Below are 23,042 nucleotides of genomic sequence, written 5' to 3' on the forward strand. Positions count from 1 at the left end.
GAAAGACAGAAAAGTAATGTAAATTACTCCAAATAATTCCATCATTTAATTTCATAATTGCTTGAAATAGATAATTATTGTTGTTCTAATAGATTCCTATATAAATAAAACTAATTAAATAATTTAAAAATTTTGGTAAATAAGGAGGTTTATAGATCATTAAATTATGTCAAATAGCAACATTTAAATACAAAATTATAATGGTAATAATTATAGCAAATAACCATCACTAATTGCAAGTAATTTGTGCTAATTATATAATTCTAAATCCTAAACATTTAATTAATAATTAACAATCAAAATTACCTTTTGGTTTGATTTTTTCATTCAAAAAGTTTAAAAAATTATAAATGAATTTAGATAGAATAGAAGGAACGTGGTATGTTATTTTTACGAACTTTAAAATGTGGTTGTCTGGGGATAAAATAAGACCAACTTTTACATATATGAAAGAAGAAAAAGAAGGTAAATTTTATTTAAGGGACGAAGTGAACTATTTACATAACGGATATATAAAAAGCATTTTAGGGAAAGATGAACCTTTAGACGATGAAAATACAAAATTCAGATGGCAAGGAAATGGATTAAAAAGTGTTTTTAAAAGTAATTGGGAAATTATTTATTTTGACGAAAAATTAGAGTGGCTTATCATTTATTTTGATAAAAGCCTTTTGACTGCTGAAGGTTATGACGTTTTAATAAAAAATAAAATTCCAACTGAAGAACAAATTTCGGCAATCAAATTAAAACTTACGGAACTTAATTTGGCTGATGAATTGACTTCTTTACTTACTTCTCATCAAGAATAAAGAAATATTTATAATAATAATTTTCAAATTATTAATTTTATACCTTTTATTTAATGTGGATTTAGGTCTTTTTTTATTCTTGTAATTTGAAATTATCCCTTATATTTAGTTTAGAATTAAATAGTTTCTAATAAAATGAAGGTAGACTATATTCACGATAAAATTGTAGAAAGTTTATCTTTTGAAGTTCCAGTTTTGATTTTAACCATCGAAAAATTAAAAAACATCATCGAAAATAATCCATTCTTAAAGGATTTGAGCATCGATAAAGAGTTTTTGCATTATACTTTTTTAGCCAATAAACCTGAGGAAATAAATACTGAAAAAGTTGAAAATTCGAAAACTGAAGATGAACAATATTTTATTGCTGATGATGTCGTTTATTTATATTGTCCTTCTGGTTATGGAAAAACAAAATTGACCAACAATTTTTTCGAAAAATTATTAAATGTAAGTGCTACAACGCGTAATCAAAATATAACAACTGCTTTATTGCAATTAGCATTGATGAGAGAAAATTAAAAAGAGAGTTAACTTACAGACATAAAAAAAACCGTTATTAAATGACTAATAACGGTTTTTTTATCTTTTTTGAATGAAATTATTCAGCGATTAATTTATCTAATAAATCATTAATTTCTTTATCGTTCCAATCTCTTGTTTTTGTTTCTTTCAACACAACTTCACCTTTCTTATTTAAAATATATGTTGTTGGAAAAACCTTTGGCAACATATTATTCGAAATTGGACTATTTGGCTCATAAACTGGCATTGTATAGTTATTTTTTTGCAAAAATGGATTGAAAACCGTTGGTTTATCCTGAATCGCAATCAATACAAATTTTACTTTTTGTCCTTTTGCTTCATACAATTTCTGAATTGTTGGCATTTCTGCAACACAAGGAGGACACCAGCTTCCCCAAAAATTTAGAAAAACAACTTCACCACTTTTCTTGAAATCAATCAAGTTTGTATTCGCAGCGCCGTTATGACCAATTAAATCAATATCATAATCACTTTCTGTTAATTCTATATCAGAACCAGCAACGTGGCTATTATCTTCCATTTTACTTTTAAAAAATGTACCGATTGGTGTAAACATAATAGCGACTAAAGCGACAACTACAACGATGGCAAAAATAATTTGCTTATTTCCTTTCATTTTTCTTTTTCAATAAAATCTTACACAAAGATGCGAACAAATATCAAGTTGAACAAATAGAAAAAAATGATTAATTACCGATGTTTTCGTCAATCAAATCTAAAATTTCATTTACAATATCTTCACCTTTATTATTGTTGTAATATTTTTGTAAATCTTCGTGAAAATCATCTGCCGAATACGTATCAGGATTACTTTTGAAACGCGCCAACATTTCCATTCCAGCTTGTGGACGAGGACCAAAACGGAAAGCTTCTTCATTTTCATCATTCACTCCAATAATAATCGGAATAGAAGCTGCTCCATTTGTTTTGTATTTTTCCATTAATTCCATGTTTTCATCACGTAAAACATAATGCGTCGAAACATTTAGCGCATTTGCCAATTTCTCCACAACAGGTAAAATTTGAGATGCATCTCCACACCAACCTTCTGTAATTACTAATAATTTTAAATTATTTGTAGTTGATTTAACGCGTGTTTCTTGAGCAGGATTTAAACTGAATGTTTTAAAAATTCTGTTCATGCGTTGCAATCCCAAAGCATAATATTGTACATATTCTTTCGGATCATCGTTTTCGATTTCGTTTTCCAAATCATCTTCAACGCGTGTGATATAATCTTCGTATGATAAACCTTTGTTGATGTATTCTGTTAAATTCATTTGATTCTAATTTGTTACAAATATAAAGCAATTCTACGAGCTTATTTTGTAACAATGATGACATTGTTTGTCGTTAAAATTTGGTAAATTGCGACTTTCGAAAGTAGAAAAATGTATCAAAATCCATTAAAAAAAACAATAGAATATTTAAAAGGTGCTGGACCTGAGCGTGCTAAAACACTGCAAAGTGAATTCAGAATTTTTAGATACGAAGATTTGATACAGCATTTTCCTTTTCGTTATGTTGATAAATCGAAATTCTATAAAATTTCTGAAATTTCTTCAACAGCTGCCGAAATTCAATTGAAAGGTAAAATTATTCATTTAGAAGAAATTAACCAAGGAAAAGTAAAACGTTTAGTTGGGAAATTTCAAGATGGAACTGGAACTTTAGAATTAGTTTGGTTCAAAGTTTCTTCTTGGCAAAAGGAGAAATTAAGAAATGATCTTTTCAAAGAAGTTGTGATTTACGGAAAACCAAATGTGTTCAATAATAATTTTAGTATTACACATCCTGAAATTGAATTAGTTGAAGACGCTAAAAATATTCCGCTTGGATTATTTCCTGTTTATCCGAGTACTGAAAAGTTGACGAAAAAAGGAATTACGAATCGTGTTCTTCAAAAAATGATGATGAATCTTTTTGCCGAAAACATCGATATTCCTGAGAATTTACCTTTAAATGTTCTCGATCATTATAAGTTAGTTGGAAGAAATGATGCGTTAAAAGCAATTCATTTTCCAAAAGATATAACGGAATTAAATGCAGCAATTCGTCGTCTGAAATTTGAAGAATTTTTCTTTCTAAATCTTGCAAATCTCTCTCAAAAAGCAGTCAATAAACAAAAGAATAGAAGTAATCCTTTCCCAGAAATTGGTCATTATTTCAATACATTTTACAATGAATATTTACCTTTTGAATTGACAAATGCACAGAAAAGAGTGATGAAAGAAATTCGCTTTGATCTTCGTCAACCTGCGCAAATGAATCGTTTGTTGCAAGGTGATGTTGGTTCTGGAAAAACGATGGTTGCATTATTAACGATGTTGATTGCTGTCGACAATGGTTTTCAAGCAGCTTTAATTGCACCAACAGAAATTCTTGCGCAACAACATTACGAAAGTATTACAGAATTATTGAATGGTTTGGATGTTTCGGTTGAGTTATTAACTGGTTCGGTGACAAAGAAAAAGCGTCAACCAATTTTAGAAAATCTTGAAAATGGAAAACTTAAAATCATTATCGGGACGCATGCTTTGTTGGAAGATAATGTGATTTTTCAGAATTTAGGATTAGCGATTATTGATGAACAACATCGTTTTGGAGTCGCTCAACGTGCTAAATTTTGGAGAAAAGCTAAACTACCACCACATATTTTAGTGATGACAGCCACACCAATTCCACGTACACTTTCGATGACAATGTATGGCGATTTGGATGTTTCGGTGATTGATGAATTGCCAAAAGGACGAAAACCAATTAAAACGCTTCATAAAACGGATGCGCATCGTTTAAGTGTTTTCAAATTTATGAAAGATGAGATTGCGAAAGGTCGTCAAATTTATGTGGTTTATCCACTAATTGAAGAATCAGCAAAGTTAGAATTGAAAGATTTGATGGATGGTTACGAGAGTATTTCTCGTACTTTTCCGTTGCCAGAATATGCGATAAGTATTGTGCATGGTCGTCAAAAACCTGCGGATAAAGAATTTGAAATGAATCGTTTCAAAAATAATGAAACCCAAATTTTGGTGGCAACAACTGTGATAGAAGTTGGTGTAAATGTCCCAAATGCGTCGGTGATGATTATTGAAAATTCTGAACGTTTTGGTCTTTCTCAATTGCATCAGCTTCGTGGTCGTGTAGGTCGTGGTGCGGAACAATCGTATTGTATTTTGATGACAGGTGGAAAATTGAATGAAGTTTCGAAACGTAGAATTCAGACAATGTGTGAAACTAATGATGGTTTTCAGGTAGCGGAAGTTGACTTGGAATTGCGTGGTCCTGGTGATATGATGGGAACGCAACAAAGTGGAGTTCTCAACCTTAAAATTGCTGATTTAGCGAAAGACAAAGAGGTTTTGTATGCTGCAAGAAAATGTGTAGAAGCTATTCTTTCACAAGATCCAACACTTTCTTCTTCGATTTATGAGCCAACAAAAAAATATTTTATTGAAAATCATAAAGATAAAGTTGGCTGGAGTCAAATTTCTTAAAATTTAACATGAAGGAAACTATTTGTATATTTTTTGGTATAATTTATGTTTATAAAAAAACAAACACAAAACACGGAATTTTATTAGAAACTTTTAATTTTATCAGTTGTGTTAAATGAAATTAACATTAAAAATTATTTTTAACACAATATTAGCGTCAACCAAAAAATTATAGATTATGATGTACACAAATTTAGAAATTATCAGAACTCCACAAGGAGTAGAGGTTGAAGGAAATTCACTATGGATGTTCAATCAGCATTTGAATTTAATGGTATTAATAGCTAATGAATCGATAAAAATTAAACCTTCTATGTCTTTTCAACGATTTAGAAAAAATTAAATAATATATCTCAAAACCGCTAAATAAGCGGTTTTTTTTATTTCTAAAATTCTTAATCATTTTTATATATTCATTTATTGCGAAATAATATATCAGCTTTTTCTTCCTTGTTAAGGATTGGGTTATAATTATTATAAAAAATAATTCTATTTAATAGATTTTTATAGATTTAATTTATAATTATAGTCGATTTAGTTTTGCTCTGTCTTAAAATGATAAATAAAGAATAAAACTATAATTATGATCAAAAGAATTTTAGTATTAAGTTTAGCATTCCTTTGTACGATTGGATTTGCCGAACAATTAACAACAAACACAGGTGCTCTAGTTGGTGATAATCAAAATTCTAAAACAATCGGAAATAACGGACAAGTTTTGTTGGAGGACATTCATTTAATTGAAAAATTAGCAGCATTTGATCGCGAACGTATTCCAGAACGTGTTGTTCATGCGCGTGGAGCTGGAGCTTTCGGAGAATTTGTAGCTGATAAAGATTTTTCTGATGTGACAATGGCTGATTTCTTGTCAACAGCTGGTAAAAAAACACCATTATTTGTACGTTTTTCAACTGTAACGCATCAACAAGGTTCGCCAGAAACTTATCGTGATCCACGTGGATTTGCTGTTAAATTTTACACAGAACAAGGAAATTACGATTTAGTTGGAAACAATTTACCTGTTTTCTTTATTCGAGATGCGAACAAATTCCCAGATATGGTGCATGCTTTCAGACCATCTCTTGTAACAAATGGTGCATCTGATCCAAATCGTGTATTTGATTTTTTCTCTAATTTACCAGAGTCTACGCATATGTTAACGTGGTTGTTTTCAGATTACGGAATTCCTGCAAATTTTCGCCAAATGGAAGGAAATAGTGTACATGCTTACAAATGGGTAAATGCAAAAGGTGAAGTAACTTATGTGAAATATAAATGGATTCCTGAACAAGAAACGAAAAATTTAACACAAGAAGAAGCGAATAAAATTCAATCGACTGCAATAGAACATGCAACATTAAATTTACGTAATGAAATCGACAAAGGAAACTTTCCGAAATGGGATTTATATGCTCAATTATTGAAACGAGAAGATTTTGATAAATTAGATTTCAATCCTGTTGATGTAACGAAAATTTGGCCAGAATCTGTTGCAAAATTAGGTAAAATTGGAACAATGACATTGAATGAGAATCCAACGAATTATTTTCAACAAGTTGAGCAAGCAGCATTTGCTCCAGCAACGTTGGTTCCAGGAATTGAAGCTTCTGAAGATAAATTGTTACAAGGTCGTTTGTTTTCCTATTCTGATACACAACGTCATCGTTTAACGGGTAATTTCCAACAAATTCCTGTTAATGCACCAAAAAACAGTGTAAAAACATATAATCAAGACGGTTATATGTCGATCCGTGAGCAAAAAGGTGATGTAAATTATCAACCTTCAACTAATCTTCCTGAGGTTGTAGATAATGCAAAATTCAAATATTCAAAATCTGTTTTTCCTGCAGGAGCTATTGCAACTCAGCATGTCATTGATAAAGAAAATAACTTTGTACAAGCTGGAGATTTGTACAAATCATTCTCTAAAAAAGATCAAGATAATTTAATCAAAAATTTATCTGGAGCTTTAAATTCGGTTAAAAATAAAGTAATTGTTCATAAAATGATTGCACATTTTTACCATGCAAATACAGAATATGGAACACGTTTGATGAAGGCTACAAATACTTCTATGAACGATGTAAAGCAATATTTACCAAAATAATATCTATTGGATTGGAGTCGATTGAGTTTGGCTCCATGACTTTAATAAAATCAATATTATCATGAAAAAGCATATATTTTTAGCCTTATTTCTATTCAGTTTTTCTTCAATTTATGCACAAGATTTGTTTAGTGCGGCGAGAAAATAATGTGAAGCAAATAGAAGAACTAATTTCGAATGGAAAACATGTAAATGAAGCAAATCAACGTGGATTTACACCTTTAATTTTAGCGATTTATAATAACAGTTCAGACGCTGCGAAAGTATTATTATCAAAAGAAGCAAATCCTAATGCGCAAGATTTATCTGGAAACAATGCGTTGATGGGAGCCACCTTTAGAGGATTTCCTGAAATGGAAAATTTACTAATTGCGAATAAGGCTGATGTTAATCAAGTGAATTTTAATGGAGCTTCTGTTTTGATTTTTGCTGTAACATTTGGTCAAAACGAAATTGCCAAAAAACTAATCGAAGCTGGTGCAGATTTAAACATTAAAGATAATAATGGTAAAACTGCTTTAGATCATGCTATTTTACAAGAAAATAAAGAAATGATTGAATTATTATCGATCAAATAATTTTTATATTTTAATCTAATCAAAAAGCCATTCAGAAAAATTCTGAATGGCTTTTATTATTTTGCAATAAAAACAGGAATATTAACGCGATGTCTTAACTTATTAATCGTTTCTCCAAAAATAAAATCCATAAAACCTCGGTGTCCGTGCGAACCAACAATCAACAAATCTGCTTGATTTCGTTTACAAATTTCAGCAATTGAATTGATTCGATTATTGTAGCCTAGTTCAATTTTAGTTTCATTAAACAAAGGACGAATAATCTCTGCATATTGTTCTAAACGTTTCAAATCTGATAGAGATTCTTCATCATTCGTACGCTCTCCTGTGTATTTCGCTGAAGCACTTTCGACAATATGAACCAAAATAATGGTAGATTCTGTAGTAGCTAATTGTGTCGCATAATTAATCACTTTTCGATCCGTTTTCGAAAAATCTAACGCAACCACAATCTTTTTGAAATGTTGATTCGAGATTTCTTCTAACGTAAACTTATCAAACGGTTCATGAATTTCTTTTTGATTTTCTTCATTTTTCTTCAACATAATTGGAATAAAAAATGTCAGCAATAATAAAACTAAAAGTCCTATTTCTAATGCAACAAGAAAAATATTTAAAGTGTAAGATTCACTATTTGCCATCCATTTATTCACCTCTTCATACACCAATTGCGCATTCAGAAATGAAATAATAAAAGCGATTGTCCACGCAAAAAATTTGGTTGTTGTATTGATTGCAAAATTCCCCATTTTCGCTTTATCACTTACAAAATGAATCAATGGAATTACGGCAAAAGCCAATTGCATACTTAGAATAACTTGACTGAAAATTAATAAGGATCCAACTTCTTTTTCACCAAAAATAAGAATAACCACAACTGCTGGAACTACGGCTAATAATCGTGTCAAAATTCTTCTCAAAACAGGATTAATACGTAGATGTAAATATCCTTCCATCACAATTTGTCCAGCTAAAGTTCCTGTAACTGTAGAGCTTTGTCCTGCTAAAATTAAAGCAACTGCGAATAATTTTGGAGCCAAATCTGTTCCTAAAGTTGTCCCCAATAATCTATAAGCATCGCTCAGTTCTGCAACATCGTGATAACCATTTTTATGAAATACAGACGAAGCTAAAATTAAGATTGCAGCATTGACAAAGAAGGCTAAATTCAGAGCAATTGCGCTATCCCAAAAGTTATATTTGAGTGCTTTTTTGATTGAAAAATCATCGCGTTTTATTTGTCGTGTTTGGACGAGTGCAGAATGTAAATAAAGATTATGCGGCATTACAGTTGCGCCGATAATACCAATGCTGATATACAATGCAGCGCTATTTGGAATAGATGGAATAAATCCTTTTGCAACTTCTCCAAAATCTGGTTTTGCTAAAAACATTTCGGTTAAAAAACATAAACCAATCATCGTGATTAAACCAACAATGAAAAGTTCCATTTTTCGCATGCCTAATTTTTGAAGATAAAGTAGGAGAAAAGTGTCTAAGAAACTGATTAAAACACCATAGATCAAATCTATTCCAAAAAGTAAATTTAGACCAATTGCCATTCCCAAAATCTCAGCTAAATCACAAGCTGCAATAGCTATTTCGGCTAAAATATACAAGATGAGATTCATTCCTTTCGGATAAGTTTCTCGGTTACATTGCGCCAAATCTTTTCGTCGAACAATTCCCAAACGTGTACATAAACTTTGTAATAACAAAGCCATTATGTTACTCATCAATAAAACCCAAATCAAAGTATAACCAAATTGGCTACCGCCTGCTAAATCGGTTGCCCAGTTTCCCGGATCCATGTAACCAACGCTTATTAAGTAGGCAGGTCCAAAAAAACTTAGGATTTTTCTAAACTTTCCTTTTTTGATTTGAACACTTTCGTGCACATCTTCTAATGATTTTGATTGATTTGGCATTGAATGATATTTCTAATTCAAATTTATGTAAAAATGAATAAAAAAAGCAGTAATAGTAGGAATTACTGCTTTTGAGATAGTGAATGAATAAAATGGATTATATTGACGAAATCGCAAAGGCTAGACCTACGTTTCTTCTTGAAAATTCGTGAATTAATTCATCTAAAACTGTAGCATCATCAATTGTAGATGGAATTGTGAATGGTGTTCCGTCTGCAATTTGAGATAAAGTTTTGCGTAATATTTTTCCGCTTCGTGTTTTTGGTAGTCTGTTAACTATTATAGATGTTTTGAAACAGGCAATTCCGCCAATTTCTTTGCGTAATAAAGTAATCAAATCTTTTTCGATTTCTTCTTCCGATTTTGATGCGTTTTCTTTTGTAACAATCAAACCTATTGGAATTTGACCTTTCAATTCATCTTTAATTCCCACAACCGCACATTCTGTAATATCAGGATGAGAAGAAACCAATTCTTCCATTGTTGCAGTACTTAACCGATGACCAGCGACATTAATAATTTCATCAGTTCGACCTGTAATAAATACAAAACCATTTTCATCTCTAAAACCTCCGTCACCAGTTAAATAATGATTCGGAAATTGTTGAAAATAACCTTTTATAAATCGGTGTTCATTTCGCCATAAACTTGTCATACAACCAGGAGGAAGTGGAAGCTGAATCACGATAGAACCTTCCTCTCGTATATCATTTTCTTGACCTTCATCGTCAACAATTTTAATATTATATCCAAAAACAGGCAATCCAGCTGCACCAGGTTCTGGCATTATATTTTCGACTCCTGCACAAATTCCTAACATTGGCCAACCGCTTTCTGTCTGCCACCAATGATCAATAACTGGTAATTTTGAAATTTCTTTTAACCAATAATAAGTAGATGTATCACAACGTTCTCCTGCTAAGAATAAACGTTTCAGACTTGACGTATCGTATTTTTGGAATAATTTTCCTTCTGGATCTTCTTTTCGAATTGCTCTAATTGCTGTTGGAGCTGTGAATATGTTTTTGATTTTATGTTCTTCAACCATTCTCCAAAAAGCACCAGCGTCAGGAGTTTTGATTGGTTTTCCTTCGTAAATAACTGTTGTAACACCATAAATTAACGGCGCATAAACAATATAAGAATGCCCAACAACCCAACCAATATCACTTGCTGTAAGAATTGTATCACCTGGTTCTAGATCGTAAAAATAGTTCATCGTCGAGTTTAGAGCTGTTGCATAACCTCCTGTATCGCGTACGACACCTTTTGGCGTTGAAGTTGTTCCAGAAGTATACAAAATATATAATGGATGTGTACTTGGAACTTCGATAGGTTCTATAGGTTGATGTTGATACATTTCATCATAGGTGTGAACGTTGTCTGCTGATAAATCATCGGTGTGATTTGGACGTTCAAAAATGACAATGTTTTTTGGTTTGTAAAGTGTTAATTCAATTGCTTCATCAATCAATGGTTTATAGTTGATTTGACGATTAATTTCTACTCCATAAGACGCAGAAATAATAACATCAGGTTGAGCATCATCAATACGAATAGCTAATTCTGGCGCTGCAAAACCTCCAAAAACAACAGAATGTATTACACCGATTCTCGCACAAGCAAGCATCGCAACAATTGCTTCTGGAATCATTGGCATATAAATAATTGCCGTATCACCTTTTGATAATCCTAATGATATAAGACCTCCAGCAAAACGACTTACTTTTTCTAAAAGCTGATTGTATGTAATTTTTTGAATAACTTCTGTAACAGGAGAATCGTAAATTAAAGCAAATTGTTCTCCGCGTCCAGCTTTTATATTTTTCTCCAAAGCCAAACGGCTCATGTTTATTTTTCCGTCAACAAACCACGAATAATATCCGTTTTCATTTTGTTTTAAGATTTGTTCAGGGTAAGTTGACCATGCTAATTTCTGCGCTTCTTCTTTCCAAAAAAGTTCAGGTTCTTCAATACTTTTTGAGTATAAAGTTTTGTAATCCATTTATGTGTGTGTTGTGTTTTATTTGTTTTGTTAAGTTAGAAAAATGTTTAGAATTAATAATAAAGTTTAAAATGTTTGTTTTAGGATAGTTAATTATTTATCAACTATACAATAAAAAGTAGCATTTAATTGTAAATTGATAAAATCAGATTGTATTAATACACTTTTATTATTAAATTAATAGTGTAAAACGTACGTTATAAATTAGATTGATTAAAAATACAGACTTAAAAAAGCGTGATAAAATCAGTTGAATATTGTAGTCTATAAAAAATAAAATATTGTATATTTAATCCTTCGAAAAAAGCAGATAAATACAGAGAATTAAAGCTTTTTTCTAAATCAACAAAAACATTAGAAAGATGGATACGCCTCATGTTATTACAGACGAACAATTAGAGAGAGAGAACATTGAGATAACGAGACGTTATAAAGAGATGCTTCAAAATACATATGTCACTTTATCAGATGAAGATAAAAAGCTGATTCGTAAAGCTTTTGATTTGGCTGTTTATGCGCATAAAAATCAGCGTAGAAAAACAGGAGAGCCATATATCTATCATCCGATTGCTGTTGCCAAAATTGTTGCTGACGAAATTGGGCTTGGTGCTACATCAATTTCTGCGGCTTTAATGCATGATGTAGTAGAAGATACTGAATATACGTTAGAAGATATTGAGAAACTTTTTGGAAAAAAGATTGCAAAAATTATAGATGGATTAACAAAAATTGCCGTCTTAAATAAACAAGATGTTTCGATACAATCTGAAAATTATAAAAAATTATTACTGACTTTATCTGAAGATGTGCGTGTGATTTTGATCAAAATTGCTGATCGTTTACACAATATGCGTACGTTAGAAAGTATGCGAGAGGATAAACAGTTAAAAATAGCATCCGAAACTATTTTTATATATGCGCCTTTGGCTCACAGAATGGGATTGTATAACATCAAATCTGAACTAGAAGATTTGAGTTTGAAATATACTAAACCGGATGCATATTTTAATATTGAACATAAATTAACAGAAACTGAAGCTGAAAGAAAAAAATACATTGATGATTTCTGTAAAACTATTTCAGAAAAACTTGAAGCCGAAGGTTTAGAATTTGAGATAAAAGGTCGTTCAAAATCAATCAATTCAATTTATCGAAAAACGATTAATCAAGGAATTCCTTTCGAGGAAGTTTTTGATTTGTTTGCGATTCGTGTAATTTATCGTTCAGATAAAAAGAATGAAAAATTCTTAGCTTGGAAAATTTATTCGTTGGTAACGGATTTATTTATTCCAAATCCAAAACGTATGCGTGACTGGATTTCTCAACCCAAAACAACTGGTTATGAATCGCTTCACGTAACGGTTATGGGACCACAAGCGCGTTGGGTGGAAGTACAAATTCGTTCCGAAAGAATGGATGAAGTTGCTGAAATGGGTATCGCTGCGCATTATAAATACAAAGAAAATGTTTCGGACGACGAAACGAAAGTTGATGAATGGATTCATCAAGTTCGTGAAATGTTGGAGCAAGAAGATACAAAGGATGCGATTGAGTTTATGGATAATTTCAAGTTCAATTTGTACTCCAAAGAGATTTATGTTTTTACGCCAAAAGGAGACTTGCATTCGTTGCCAAAAGGAGCGAGTTCATTGGATTTTGCTTACTCTATTCACACCAATGTTGGTGACCATTGTTTGGGTGCAAAAGTGAATGGAAAATTGTATCCGCTGTCGCATCAATTGCAAAGTGGTGATCAAGTAGAAATCATTACATCAACGCAACAAAAACCAAAATTAGAGTGGTTAGAATATGTTGTAACGAGTAAAGCGAGAAGTAAAATTAAAGCTTCTTTAAACTCGGATAAACGTAAAGTTGCAGAAGATGGAAAAGAAATTATTCAACGAAAATTAAGACACTTAAAGGTTGATTTTAGTGAAAATACGATTAATCAGTTACAGCAATACTTTAAGTTAAGTTCGAGTCAAGATGTATTTTATAATGTTGCAATGGGAATTATTGACAATAATGATTTACGAAAATTTGCAGAACGAAATACAGGCTTTACTGGATTGATTAACCGTTTCAGAAAATCAACATTCAATACAACTAAAAAAGATAATATTTCTATCGATAAAACGAAATTAGATAGTCTTGTTTTTGGGAATGATGAAGAGCGTTTAGATTACGAATTAGCGAGTTGTTGTAATCCAATTCCGGGTGACAAAGTATATGGTTTTATCACAGTTTCAAAAGGAATAAAAGTACATAAGGTAGATTGTCCAAACTCGGTTTCGTTACAAGCCAATTATGCGTACAGAATTATAAAAGCGAAGTGGATTGATTCTTCTCAACAAGAATTTAAAGCATTGATAGAGCTACAAGGTTTGGATCGAGCTGGAATGGTGAGTGATATTACGTTAGTTATTTCAAAAAATAACTCGTTGAACATGCATAGTATTAATTTATCTGAGGATGCAGGTATTTTTGATGGAAAGATTACCGTTTCAGTTAAAAATAAAGCCGAATTAGAAAAAATCATGATGGAATTGAAAAATATTGAAGGAATTCAGTCAGTCAAACGAACATATAAAAATTAGTTTTTATAAAATATTTAATTAACTTTATATAAATTAACGATTTATGAAAAAAATATTATTAGCTTTTGTATTTCTTCCAATGTTGAGTTTTGCACAAGATGTAAATGAATCTCCTCGTAAAGGAATTTTTGATAGTTCGGTTATTAAAGAATCAAATGATCAAGCAGTTTTTTTAGATGGACAAAGAGTAGATAAAAGTATTTTTACTAAAATGAATCCAGATAATATTAAATATGTTATTGTAATCAAAACAAACAAAAATCAATATCCTAATGGTAAAATTGAAATTATTCTGAAAAAAGAGAAAGAATCATAAATAGAAAAAGTCCAACATATCGTTGGACTTTTTTATTCGGTGATGTTACTAACAAAGGCACAAAGTTACACAAATCTTTTTGATAATATCGCTTCATTTCTCTTGAATAATCTTGTTAATTTTACATCCCGAAAACAAACAAACTCACGATGAACAAACAAAACTATAATCCAATTGAAGAAGTACTTGAAAAAATCAACGAAAAAGGAGGTTGGGTTAATACGCATTCACACTTAGACAGAGCTTATTCATTGACTTCGGACACTTTCGCATTATCTAATTCTTACCTAAAAGAAAAATGGCATCTAGTTGATGACATGAAACGCAATTCATCTGTTGATGATATTTATTTCCGTATGGAAAAAGCGATTAATTTCATGTTAGAACAAGGTTGTCAAGCAATTGGTTCTTTTATTGATGCGGATGAAGTGATTGAAGATCGTAGTATACAAGCAGCTCAACGCTTAAAAGATAATTACGGAAAAGACATCGAAATGCGTTTTGCAAACCAAGTATTGAAAGGAGTTATCGATCCAAAAGCGCGCGAATGGTTTGATATGTCTTCTGATTTTGTGGATATTATCGGAGGATTACCTGCAAAAGATTTCGGTCGAGAAGATGAGCATTTAGATATTTTATTATCAACTGCAAAAGCAAAAAATAAATTGGTTCACGTTCATGTTGATCAATTTAACACAGACGAAGAAAAAGAAACTGAACAATTAGCTTTGAAAACGATTGAACACGGAATGCAAGGAAAAGTTTCTGCGGTTCACTCAATTTCTGTAGCGGCTCATCCAAGAAAATATCGTTACGAATTATATGATTTAATCAAAAAAGCAGATATGCACATTGTTTCTTGTCCAACTGCTTGGATAGATCACAATCGTACAGAGCGTTTGGCACCTTCGCACAACTCGATAACGCCAGTTGATGAAATGATTCCAAGAGGAATTAACGTTGCCTTCGGAACAGATAATATTAATGATATTTATAAACCTTTTTCTGATGGTCATTTACTTACTGAATTGAGAGTAATGCTAGAGTCTTGTCACTTTTATGATGTGGAACAACTTTCAAATATTGCAACAGTAAATGGTTTGAAAGCTTTAGGAATTCAAAAATAAAATGTATATTTATACAAAATTAAATCTCGCAATTGCGGGATTTTTTTTGGAACACAAAATTAAAAACTACAATAAATTATGCGATTAAATGTACAGAATGAAACGGCTCAACTGCAAACTGTAGTCTTGGGTCGAGCAGAATCTAACGGAGCTAATCCAACACTTGATCAGACGTTCGATGCCAAATCTTATGAAACCGTAAAGAATAACGATTATCCAAAAGAAGAAGATTTGATTGCGGAAATGTCAGAATTTGAACAAGTTTTGAAAAAATATAATGTTAAAGTTTTACGCCCAACATTGATCGAAGATTGTAATCAAGTTTTTTCTCGTGATGTCGGTTTTGTAATTGATGATGAATTCTTTATCTCGAATATTATTCCAGATCGTTTAGAAGAATTACAAGCCTATTGCGAAATAAAACGTCAATTCAAAGGGAATAAAATCAATGCTTTACCAGAAGAAGTTTATGTAGAAGGTGGCGATGTGATTTTGTACAACGATTATATTTTTGTTGGAACGTACAAACAAGCTGATTTCAAAAATTATAAAACAGGACGTACAAATGTTGAATTTGTAGAGTATATCAAAGCCAAATTTCCCAATAAAAAAGTCTTGGATTTTGAATTGAAAAAGAATGATGAAAATCCTTACGAAGGAATCTTACATTTAGATTGTACATTCAATCCTGTTGGGAAAGACAAAGCAATTATTTACAAAGACGGCTTTTTATTTGAACACGAATATCAGCAAATTGTCGATATTTTTGGGAAAGAAAATTTATTCGAAGTGACAAAAGAAGAAATGTATTGGATGAATCCTAATGTGTTTTCAATTTCTCCTGAAGTTGTTGTTTCTGAGAAAAATTTTACACGTTTAAATGATCATTTAGAAAATGTATGGAACATAAAAGTGGAGCGAATTAATTACCGCGAAGTCTCTAAAATGGGAGGTTTATTGAGATGTTCTACAATGCCATTAATCAGAAAATAACATGAAACAAAAACAATATACATCAACTATTTTGATGGTTGAGCCAACAGCTTTTTATTACAATCCAGAAACTGCTGTTAACAATTATTTCCAAACAGAAACAACAGATTCTCAAGAAGATATTCAGAAACAAGCTTTAGAAGAATTTCAAGAAATGGTTTCTGCTTTGCGTTCGAAAGGTGTAAATGTTATCACGATTAAAGATACTGCATCGCCACATACACCAGATTCAATTTTCCCAAACAATTGGATTTCATTTCACGATAACGGAAATGTAGTATTGTATCCGATGTTTGCGAAAAATAGGAGACAAGAGCGTCGTGAAGAAGATGTCTTGAGTTTGTTGGAAGAAAAAGGTTTTCATATTGATGATGTGATTGATTTTACATCGGCAGAAGAAGACGAAATTTTCCTGGAAGGAACAGGAAGTATTATTCTTGATCGCGAACATGAATTGGCTTATGCATGTATTTCTCAACGAACTGATGAAGATTTATTGATTGAATTTTGTGAGGAATTAGAATATACACCAGTTATTTTTCATGCGAATCAAACTGTAAATGGAGAACGTAAACCTATTTATCATACCAATGTAATGATGTGTATTGCAGATAAATATGCGATTATTTGTTTGGATTCTATAGATGATAAAAAGGAAAAGAAAGCGGTTTGTGAGTATTTGTTAGAAGCTGGAAAAGAAATTATTGCAATTACAGAAGCACAAATGCATCAATTTGCTGGGAATATGTTGCAAGTTGGCGGTTTAGGACAATCATATTTGGTGATGTCGCAAACGGCTTATAATTCGCTTAATCAAGAACAAATTTCTAAAATTGAGGCTTATAATCCAATCTTACCTGTTAAGATAGATTTGATTGAAAAATTAGGAGGAGGAAGTGCTCGTTGTATGATGGCAGAAGTTTTCTTACCAAAAAAATAAAAAGTACACAAAAGGCTACAAATTTTGTAGCCTTTTTTAGTTATATTCTGTTAAGTGTTTCCAAAAGCGTTTAGGCATCATTTGGATTTGTAACTTCGAATTTTTTCTTGCTTCGATTGTTGTCGAATTAAAATAAGATTTCCATAATTCTTGGTACAAATTCTCATTTACATCAATGTATTCAGTTGGAGTAGTTGAAGATTTTGGTGTAAAATTTAATTGTATTTGTTGAATATTTCCAAAAGATTTTTCATAATAAATTCCATATTTTCGAATCGTGTCGTAAATAATCCAATTCTGGTCAGCATATCTTTTTCTGAAATGATTAATAATTAAAGGTAAAACATTATATTTTGGATCAGTTTTCGCAAAAAATAAATCTTGATTAATCTTTTCAAAACGGATAAATGCTTCATGATGATGCTTTTCTCTATGAACTGATCGATACATTTTCATAACATAAAAAACATAATCATTTCCATAATTTGATTGAACTGCAACTGTTTCATTTATAATTAAACAACAATAATAAAACAGCTTTTCATAAGCTTCAGGTTCTTCTGACAAGAAAACAGCCTGTACAGCTTTGTAACTGGTTTTATTTAGTTTGTCTTTTATTTTTTTAAGTACTCTTTTTGCTTTTGTTTCATCTGTAATCACAGTATAAACTTCATCAAACATCGACGGTAAAAAATCTCTTTCAGATACTACTTTTATTTGCTTCGGTTTTCTAACATAATAATCAAAAATCAGTGTTAAAAAACCTTCAAAACTATTATCAAAAACATAAATTTCCATTAATCAAAAAGGTTTAATTGATTTGGCTGATTTTTAAGATATTTACTTTTACTAAAACTCAAAATTCTATTTTTAATTTGCGAACCAAGCAAATCTTTTTGTTGAAATTGATCATCTGCACACGTCATGAAAAATTTTGCTCTATTGTAAGCAATTCCAAGACGTTTTAACTGATAAGAATAGATTTTCCCAAACTTTCGAGCTGTAACAATTTTCTTCGCAGATTGAACACCAATTCCCGGAATTCTTAGAATTAAATGATAATCGGCTGTATTAATATCAATCGGATAAACATGTAAATTTCGTAAAGCATAGCTCAATTTTGGATCGATATCAGTATCCAAATGAGGATTTTGTTGATTAAGAATCTCCGTAACATCAAATTGATAAAAACGCATTAACCAATCTGTTTGATACAGTCTATTCTCTCGTAACAAAGGTGGCTGAGTTCCGATAGACGGCAACATATTATCATTGTGATTGATTGGAATAAAACCTGAATAATACACACGTTTCAACTGGAAATCATTGTAATATTGATTTGCTGTATACATAATTTGCATATCATTTTCGGGCGTTGCACCAATCACCATTTGTGTAGATTGTCCAGCAGGAACAAAGGTTGGAGTAGATTTGATTAATTTTCGTTCAGCATTAAACTCAACTCGTTGTTCATGAATAAATCCTAAAGGTTTTTTTACATCTTCGTGTGATTTTTCTGGTGCAACTAATTTAAGTCCTTCTTCTGTGGGCATTTCGAGATTTATGGACATTCGATCAGCATACAAACCAGCTTCTTTCAATAATTCATCACTCGCTCCAGGAATCGTTTTGAGATGAATATATCCATTAAAATTCTCTTCAAGACGTAACTTTTTTGCAATCAAAAGCAATCGTTCCATTGTGAAGTCAGCGTTTTTGAAAATTCCAGAACTCAAAAATAAACCTTCTATATAATTTCGACGATAAAAATTAATCGTTAAATCAACTACCTCTTGCACTGTAAAAGCAGCACGTTTTACATCATTACTTTTTCGAGAAACGCAAAAAGCACAATCATAAATACAATGATTCGTCAATAGAATTTTAAGTAAAGAAACGCATCGACCATCTTCTGTAAACGAATGGCAAATCCCCGACATAGATGCATTTCCTAAGCCTTTGTTTTGGTTTTGTCTTTTACTTCCGCTCGATGAACACGAAACATCATACTTCGCTGCATCTGCTAAGATGCTCAACTTTTCATTAATTCGATCAAAATTCATTCTACTTTGCTTTATGCAAAAAGAATTCTTTTAAAAGTCAAACAATGTCGCTGAAAAAAGTTTAACAAAAAAATTAATCGTATTCTAAATTGATTAAAAGTTCAGTCTTTAATCGGCTGATAAAATTACAATCTAATTCAGAAAGAAGAATATCAATTAGTTGAGATAAAAAATCGCGATTAATATAATTAAATACAAAGGTTTTTTCATTGGTCATAAAATAAAAATCAAAATGACTAAAATAACCTGAAATTGATTTAATCTCTAATGCTGGAAGTTCTTCGGGTTGAAAAAAATCGCTTAATTTTGCACGATAATCATGAATTTTTTTGATAGAATTTGAAGTAATATCAACATATTCTAAGTTTAAATCTTCAATCTCATCTGAATAAAATTGAAATAAAAATTCGTTTTTAGGATAATCATTTATGTACAAATTGAAACGATTATCTTTTTGGTATAACTGAAAAAGTCGATTAAATTCTTCCACATTATTGATCATAATAGATGAAGTTAAATAATTGATTAGAATAAATTTAAAAATATTTAGTTAAATAATCAAATAAAAAAGAGCCAAATTAGTTTTGGCTCTTGAATTTTAGTAACGTATTGTCCTTGTCGTATTTGAAATTGGTTGATCAATATCTTTTACAAATTGCGTTCGTTTGACCCAATTTTTGTGATTATCGTATTGATATTTAATCGTTGATATATTCTTTACTTTTCCTGTTTCATCAATCACCGTTTCTTCGATAATATTATTGTTTTCATCAAATTTTCGCACATATTTATTGACTTGTTTATTGTTTTTGTCCACATAAGTTTCCTCTATTGGATTGCCTTTCGCGTCATTCTTATAATTCAACGTATAAGTTCCTTGGTTATATTTTACCAATGTTTTGACTAAAAATCCATTTTGATATTCAAACGTTTTTTCGATAAAAACATCCGAATCTTCCAATAAATTAGTTTCTCTTTCGTAAGTTATATTCTGATTTTGATCTAATTTATATTCCGTTTTAGAAACATTGACATCATTTTCGCTCTTGGTGACAATGTAACCCTCTGTTGTATATTCGTAATCAAAATTGAAAACTAAACTTTCGTCATTGTTTTTCATTTCACTCGAAATCAATTTATTCGATTCATTATAATTAAATATTTCAGCAAAAGTTTTATTTCCAGCTTCATCAAAATAATCACGTTTTGTCGGATTACCATCTTTATTATACGTTGATTTTGTGTAATATTCCGTTTCATAACCTTCAATAAACTTCATGCGAATACGTGCTTTTTGCATCGATTCTTCGATAAAAGTTGGATTTCCTAAAACATCATTTTGTTGTAATTCAGATTTTTGAGCAAATGCAAAACCTGAAAATAATATGGTAATTAAAGCAATGTTTTTAAACATACGTTGTATTTTTTTATTCTTGAATAGAAAGATTAACCAAAATTAATCCAAAAATGTAAATTCCTTGATCTATTTAAAGGTGAACGTAAAAACTAGAACTTATATTTGAAAAAAATAAAAAAATGAGCACAAAATTTAAACTTTTAGGAAATCAACCAGCATTTATCGATTTATCATTGTTATTATTACGTATCGCAGTAGGAGGATTTATGTTTACACACGGATTCGGAAAATTGCAAAAATTAGTCAATGGAAATTTTGAATTTGGTGATCCAATTGGACTTGGACCAGAAATATCTTTGGGTTTAACGGTTTTTGCAGAAATTCTTTGTGCTTTTTTAGTTTTGGTCGGATTATTTACTCGTTTGGCAGTGATTCCACTAATCATTACGATGTTAGTTGCGGTATTTATCGTGCATGCAGATCATGATTTTGGTAAAAAAGAATTAGGATTATTCTATTTAATCAATTATTTAGTAATATTTTTATCAGGCGCAGGAAAATATTCTTTAGACAAATTGATTCTTAAAAAATGATAAAAATATTAACCTATAGCTTATTGATTTGTAGTTCTGCATTATTTGCTCAATCAAAAAATATGAAAAACATTTTTTATACGCCATTAACAAAGGCAGAAACGACATTAATAAAAGAAAAGAAATCCTATGATCCTTTTCGTGTTTTATTAACGACTTCGAATGCAGACACAAAAATCTTAAAATCAACTTGTATTGATATTGATCCAAAAGATCCGTTAATCAAATTATTGGCCAATCGCATGTATGCGACTGTGCAAGATGAGGCGAGTAAAGGTGTTGGAATTGCAGCTCCACAAATTGGTATTAATCGCAACGCGGTTTGGGTGCAACGTTTTGATAAAGAAGATGAACCTTTTGAGTTTATTATCAATCCAAAAATTACTTGGTATTCGGACATTGTTCGTCATGGTCGAGAAGGTTGTTTGTCTATTCCTGATATTTTTGGAAAAGTATATAGAAGCTTGGTTCTTCGATTGGAATATTATGATTTGGATGGAAATTTTCATGATGAAATAGTTGAAGGCTTTACAGCAGTTATTTTTCAGCACGAATACGATCATTTAACAGGAACGTTATTTACAGATCGAATGAAAGAGCAAGAAAATCTAAATTACGTGAAAGCAGAAGTGATGAACGATGTTTTCTACTTGAAAAAGACAAGTTCTTTGGCTGATGACGACGATGACGACGATGACGACGATTAAAAATTTCTTAAAACGTAGAAATTATTATGCTTGGCATAGTTTTTAGTTTAATTTTGCGAAAAGTTATTTAGAAAATTGTTAGCATACACTACATATAATCATCCAACGAGTACAGAATGGGTGACTTTTGTTCATGGAGCAGGAGGAAGTTCTACGATTTGGTTCAAGCAATTACGTGAATTTCGCAAACATTTCAATGTTTTGTTAATGGACTTGAGAGGACATGGACGTTCTAAGAAAAACTTGAAAGCGCTTTTCGAAAAACGTTATACTTTCAAATCAGTTTCAAAAGATGTGATTGATGTTTTAGATCATTTAAATATCGATAAAACACATTTTGTTGGGATGTCTTTGGGAACGATTGTGATTCGACAATTGGCAGAAGATTATTCGGAGCGATTCAAATCAATGGTGATGGGAGGCGCAATTATGAAAATTAATTTTCAATGTCAATTTTTGATTAACGTTGGAAATACATTCAAACATATGTTGCCTTATTTAATCTTGTATCGAATTTTTGCTTTCGCTATCATGCCAAAGAATACGCACAAAGAGTCAAGGCTATTATTTATCAATGAGGCGAAGAAATTGTATCAAAAAGAATTTTTGAAATGGTTCAAACTTACTGCGGATGTCAATCCATTGCTAAAATGGTTTCGAAAAGTTGAATTGAATATTCCGACTTTATATGTGATGGGAGCAGAAGATCATATGTTTTTGCCTTCGATTCAGGAATTAACAAAAGCACATACCAAACATTCAGAATTGATTGTTATCGAAGATTGTGGACATGTCGTGAATGTCGATCAACCACAAATTTTTAACGATAAAGTAATTGAATATATTCATCGAATTAAATAAAATAAACTAAAAAAAGCT

General features: G+C 31.0%; 22 protein-coding genes. 14 read left to right on the forward strand and 8 right to left on the reverse strand.

What is annotated here, in order from left to right; genetic code table 11:
* The first annotated feature begins 350 nt into the window (after window positions 1-350).
* Window positions 351-809 (forward strand): lipocalin family protein, encoded by a 459-nt coding sequence (locus tag B4G36_RS05170; RefSeq protein WP_291062484.1) that lies wholly within the window; start codon window positions 351-353, stop codon window positions 807-809.
* A gap of 135 nt (window positions 810-944) precedes the next feature.
* Entirely contained in the window at window positions 945-1,331 is a 387-nt protein-coding gene (locus B4G36_RS05175; RefSeq protein WP_291062486.1) for a DUF1697 domain-containing protein, read from the forward strand.
* A 79-nt stretch (window positions 1,332-1,410) separates the two neighbouring features.
* Here the strand turns inward: B4G36_RS05175 and B4G36_RS05180 are convergent, their stop codons facing one another.
* Both B4G36_RS05180 and B4G36_RS05185 read right to left on the reverse strand, forming a co-directional pair.
* Window positions 1,411-1,971, reverse strand: coding sequence for a TlpA family protein disulfide reductase (locus B4G36_RS05180; RefSeq protein ID WP_115000255.1), 561 nt, complete (start codon window positions 1,969-1,971; stop codon window positions 1,411-1,413).
* Window positions 1,972-2,041: 70 nt separating this feature from the next.
* Window positions 2,042-2,635 (reverse strand): thioredoxin family protein, encoded by a 594-nt coding sequence (locus B4G36_RS05185; RefSeq protein WP_291062488.1) that lies wholly within the window; start codon window positions 2,633-2,635, stop codon window positions 2,042-2,044.
* Between the two features lie 111 nt (window positions 2,636-2,746).
* Here B4G36_RS05185 and recG point away from each other — a divergent pair, with 111 nt between their 5' ends.
* The 4 genes from recG (at window position 2,747) to B4G36_RS05205 (ending at window position 7,537) form a co-directional block, all read left to right on the forward strand.
* Window positions 2,747-4,852, forward strand: coding sequence for an ATP-dependent DNA helicase RecG (gene recG / locus B4G36_RS05190; RefSeq protein WP_291062490.1), 2,106 nt, complete (start codon window positions 2,747-2,749; stop codon window positions 4,850-4,852).
* A 178-nt stretch (window positions 4,853-5,030) separates the two neighbouring features.
* Window positions 5,031-5,195: a hypothetical protein gene (locus B4G36_RS05195; RefSeq protein ID WP_291048195.1), complete on the forward strand. Its 165-nt coding sequence runs from the start codon at window positions 5,031-5,033 to the stop codon at window positions 5,193-5,195.
* Between the two features lie 240 nt (window positions 5,196-5,435).
* Complete coding sequence (locus tag B4G36_RS05200; RefSeq protein ID WP_291062492.1) at window positions 5,436-6,959, forward strand: catalase; 1,524 nt, start codon at window positions 5,436-5,438, stop codon at window positions 6,957-6,959.
* A gap of 113 nt (window positions 6,960-7,072) precedes the next feature.
* Window positions 7,073-7,537, forward strand: coding sequence for an ankyrin repeat domain-containing protein (locus B4G36_RS05205; RefSeq protein WP_291062494.1), 465 nt, complete (start codon window positions 7,073-7,075; stop codon window positions 7,535-7,537).
* 56 nt (window positions 7,538-7,593) lie between these two features.
* Here the strand turns inward: B4G36_RS05205 and B4G36_RS05210 are convergent, their stop codons facing one another.
* Both B4G36_RS05210 and B4G36_RS05215 read right to left on the reverse strand, forming a co-directional pair.
* Window positions 7,594-9,465, reverse strand: coding sequence for an Nramp family divalent metal transporter (locus B4G36_RS05210; RefSeq protein ID WP_291062496.1), 1,872 nt, complete (start codon window positions 9,463-9,465; stop codon window positions 7,594-7,596).
* 97 nt (window positions 9,466-9,562) lie between these two features.
* Window positions 9,563-11,470, reverse strand: a complete 1,908-nt coding sequence (locus B4G36_RS05215; RefSeq protein ID WP_291062498.1) for an AMP-binding protein — start codon at window positions 11,468-11,470, stop codon at window positions 9,563-9,565.
* Between the two features lie 362 nt (window positions 11,471-11,832).
* On the opposite strand from B4G36_RS05215, the gene B4G36_RS05220 reads away from it, so the two are divergent.
* The 5 genes from B4G36_RS05220 to ctlX all read left to right on the forward strand — a co-directional run bounded on the left by B4G36_RS05220 (window position 11,833) and on the right by ctlX (window position 17,443).
* Window positions 11,833-14,067 carry a RelA/SpoT family protein gene (locus tag B4G36_RS05220; RefSeq protein WP_291062500.1) on the forward strand — a complete coding sequence of 745 codons (2,235 nt, stop codon included), beginning with the start codon at window positions 11,833-11,835 and terminating at the stop codon, window positions 14,065-14,067.
* A 43-nt stretch (window positions 14,068-14,110) separates the two neighbouring features.
* On the forward strand, window positions 14,111-14,383 hold the full coding sequence (locus B4G36_RS05225; RefSeq protein ID WP_291062502.1) for a hypothetical protein: 273 nt from the start codon (window positions 14,111-14,113) through the stop codon (window positions 14,381-14,383).
* A gap of 149 nt (window positions 14,384-14,532) precedes the next feature.
* A complete protein-coding gene (locus B4G36_RS05230; RefSeq protein WP_291062504.1) occupies window positions 14,533-15,510 on the forward strand; it encodes an amidohydrolase family protein in 978 nt (325 codons plus the stop codon).
* Window positions 15,511-15,588: 78 nt separating this feature from the next.
* Complete coding sequence (locus tag B4G36_RS05235; RefSeq protein ID WP_291062506.1) at window positions 15,589-16,503, forward strand: dimethylarginine dimethylaminohydrolase family protein; 915 nt, start codon at window positions 15,589-15,591, stop codon at window positions 16,501-16,503.
* A gap of 1 nt (window position 16,504) precedes the next feature.
* The gene (gene ctlX, locus B4G36_RS05240) at window positions 16,505-17,443 is read left to right on the forward strand and encodes a citrulline utilization hydrolase CtlX (protein ID WP_291062508.1); all 939 of its coding nucleotides are present in this window, start codon (window positions 16,505-16,507) and stop codon (window positions 17,441-17,443) included.
* A gap of 36 nt (window positions 17,444-17,479) precedes the next feature.
* Here the strand turns inward: ctlX and B4G36_RS05245 are convergent, their stop codons facing one another.
* The 4 genes from B4G36_RS05245 to B4G36_RS05260 all read right to left on the reverse strand — a co-directional run bounded on the left by B4G36_RS05245 (window position 17,480) and on the right by B4G36_RS05260 (window position 20,920).
* Window positions 17,480-18,241, reverse strand: coding sequence for a TIGR03915 family putative DNA repair protein (locus B4G36_RS05245; protein ID WP_291062510.1), 762 nt, complete (start codon window positions 18,239-18,241; stop codon window positions 17,480-17,482).
* Window positions 18,241-19,506 (reverse strand): putative DNA modification/repair radical SAM protein, encoded by a 1,266-nt coding sequence (locus B4G36_RS05250; protein ID WP_291062512.1) that lies wholly within the window; start codon window positions 19,504-19,506, stop codon window positions 18,241-18,243. Before B4G36_RS05250 ends, B4G36_RS05245 begins: the two co-directional genes overlap by 1 nt.
* Window positions 19,507-19,579: 73 nt before the next feature.
* Window positions 19,580-20,008 (reverse strand): hypothetical protein, encoded by a 429-nt coding sequence (locus B4G36_RS05255; protein WP_291062514.1) that lies wholly within the window; start codon window positions 20,006-20,008, stop codon window positions 19,580-19,582.
* Between the two features lie 96 nt (window positions 20,009-20,104).
* Window positions 20,105-20,920, reverse strand: coding sequence for a hypothetical protein (locus B4G36_RS05260; protein WP_291062516.1), 816 nt, complete (start codon window positions 20,918-20,920; stop codon window positions 20,105-20,107).
* Between the two features lie 122 nt (window positions 20,921-21,042).
* On the opposite strand from B4G36_RS05260, the gene B4G36_RS05265 reads away from it, so the two are divergent.
* The 3 genes from B4G36_RS05265 to B4G36_RS05275 all read left to right on the forward strand — a co-directional run bounded on the left by B4G36_RS05265 (window position 21,043) and on the right by B4G36_RS05275 (window position 23,024).
* Window positions 21,043-21,456: a DoxX family protein gene (locus tag B4G36_RS05265; protein ID WP_291062517.1), complete on the forward strand. Its 414-nt coding sequence runs from the start codon at window positions 21,043-21,045 to the stop codon at window positions 21,454-21,456.
* Window positions 21,453-22,163, forward strand: a complete 711-nt coding sequence (gene def, locus B4G36_RS05270; RefSeq protein ID WP_291062519.1) for a peptide deformylase — start codon at window positions 21,453-21,455, stop codon at window positions 22,161-22,163. Before B4G36_RS05265 ends, def begins: the two co-directional genes overlap by 4 nt.
* Window positions 22,164-22,238: 75 nt before the next feature.
* Window positions 22,239-23,024: an alpha/beta fold hydrolase gene (locus B4G36_RS05275; protein ID WP_125349375.1), complete on the forward strand. Its 786-nt coding sequence runs from the start codon at window positions 22,239-22,241 to the stop codon at window positions 23,022-23,024.
* Window positions 23,025-23,042 lie beyond the last annotated feature (18 nt).

It is taken from the genome of Empedobacter sp. UBA3239 (assembly GCF_002362875.1).
Classification (GTDB): Bacteria; Bacteroidota; Bacteroidia; order Flavobacteriales; family Weeksellaceae; genus Empedobacter; species Empedobacter falsenii_B.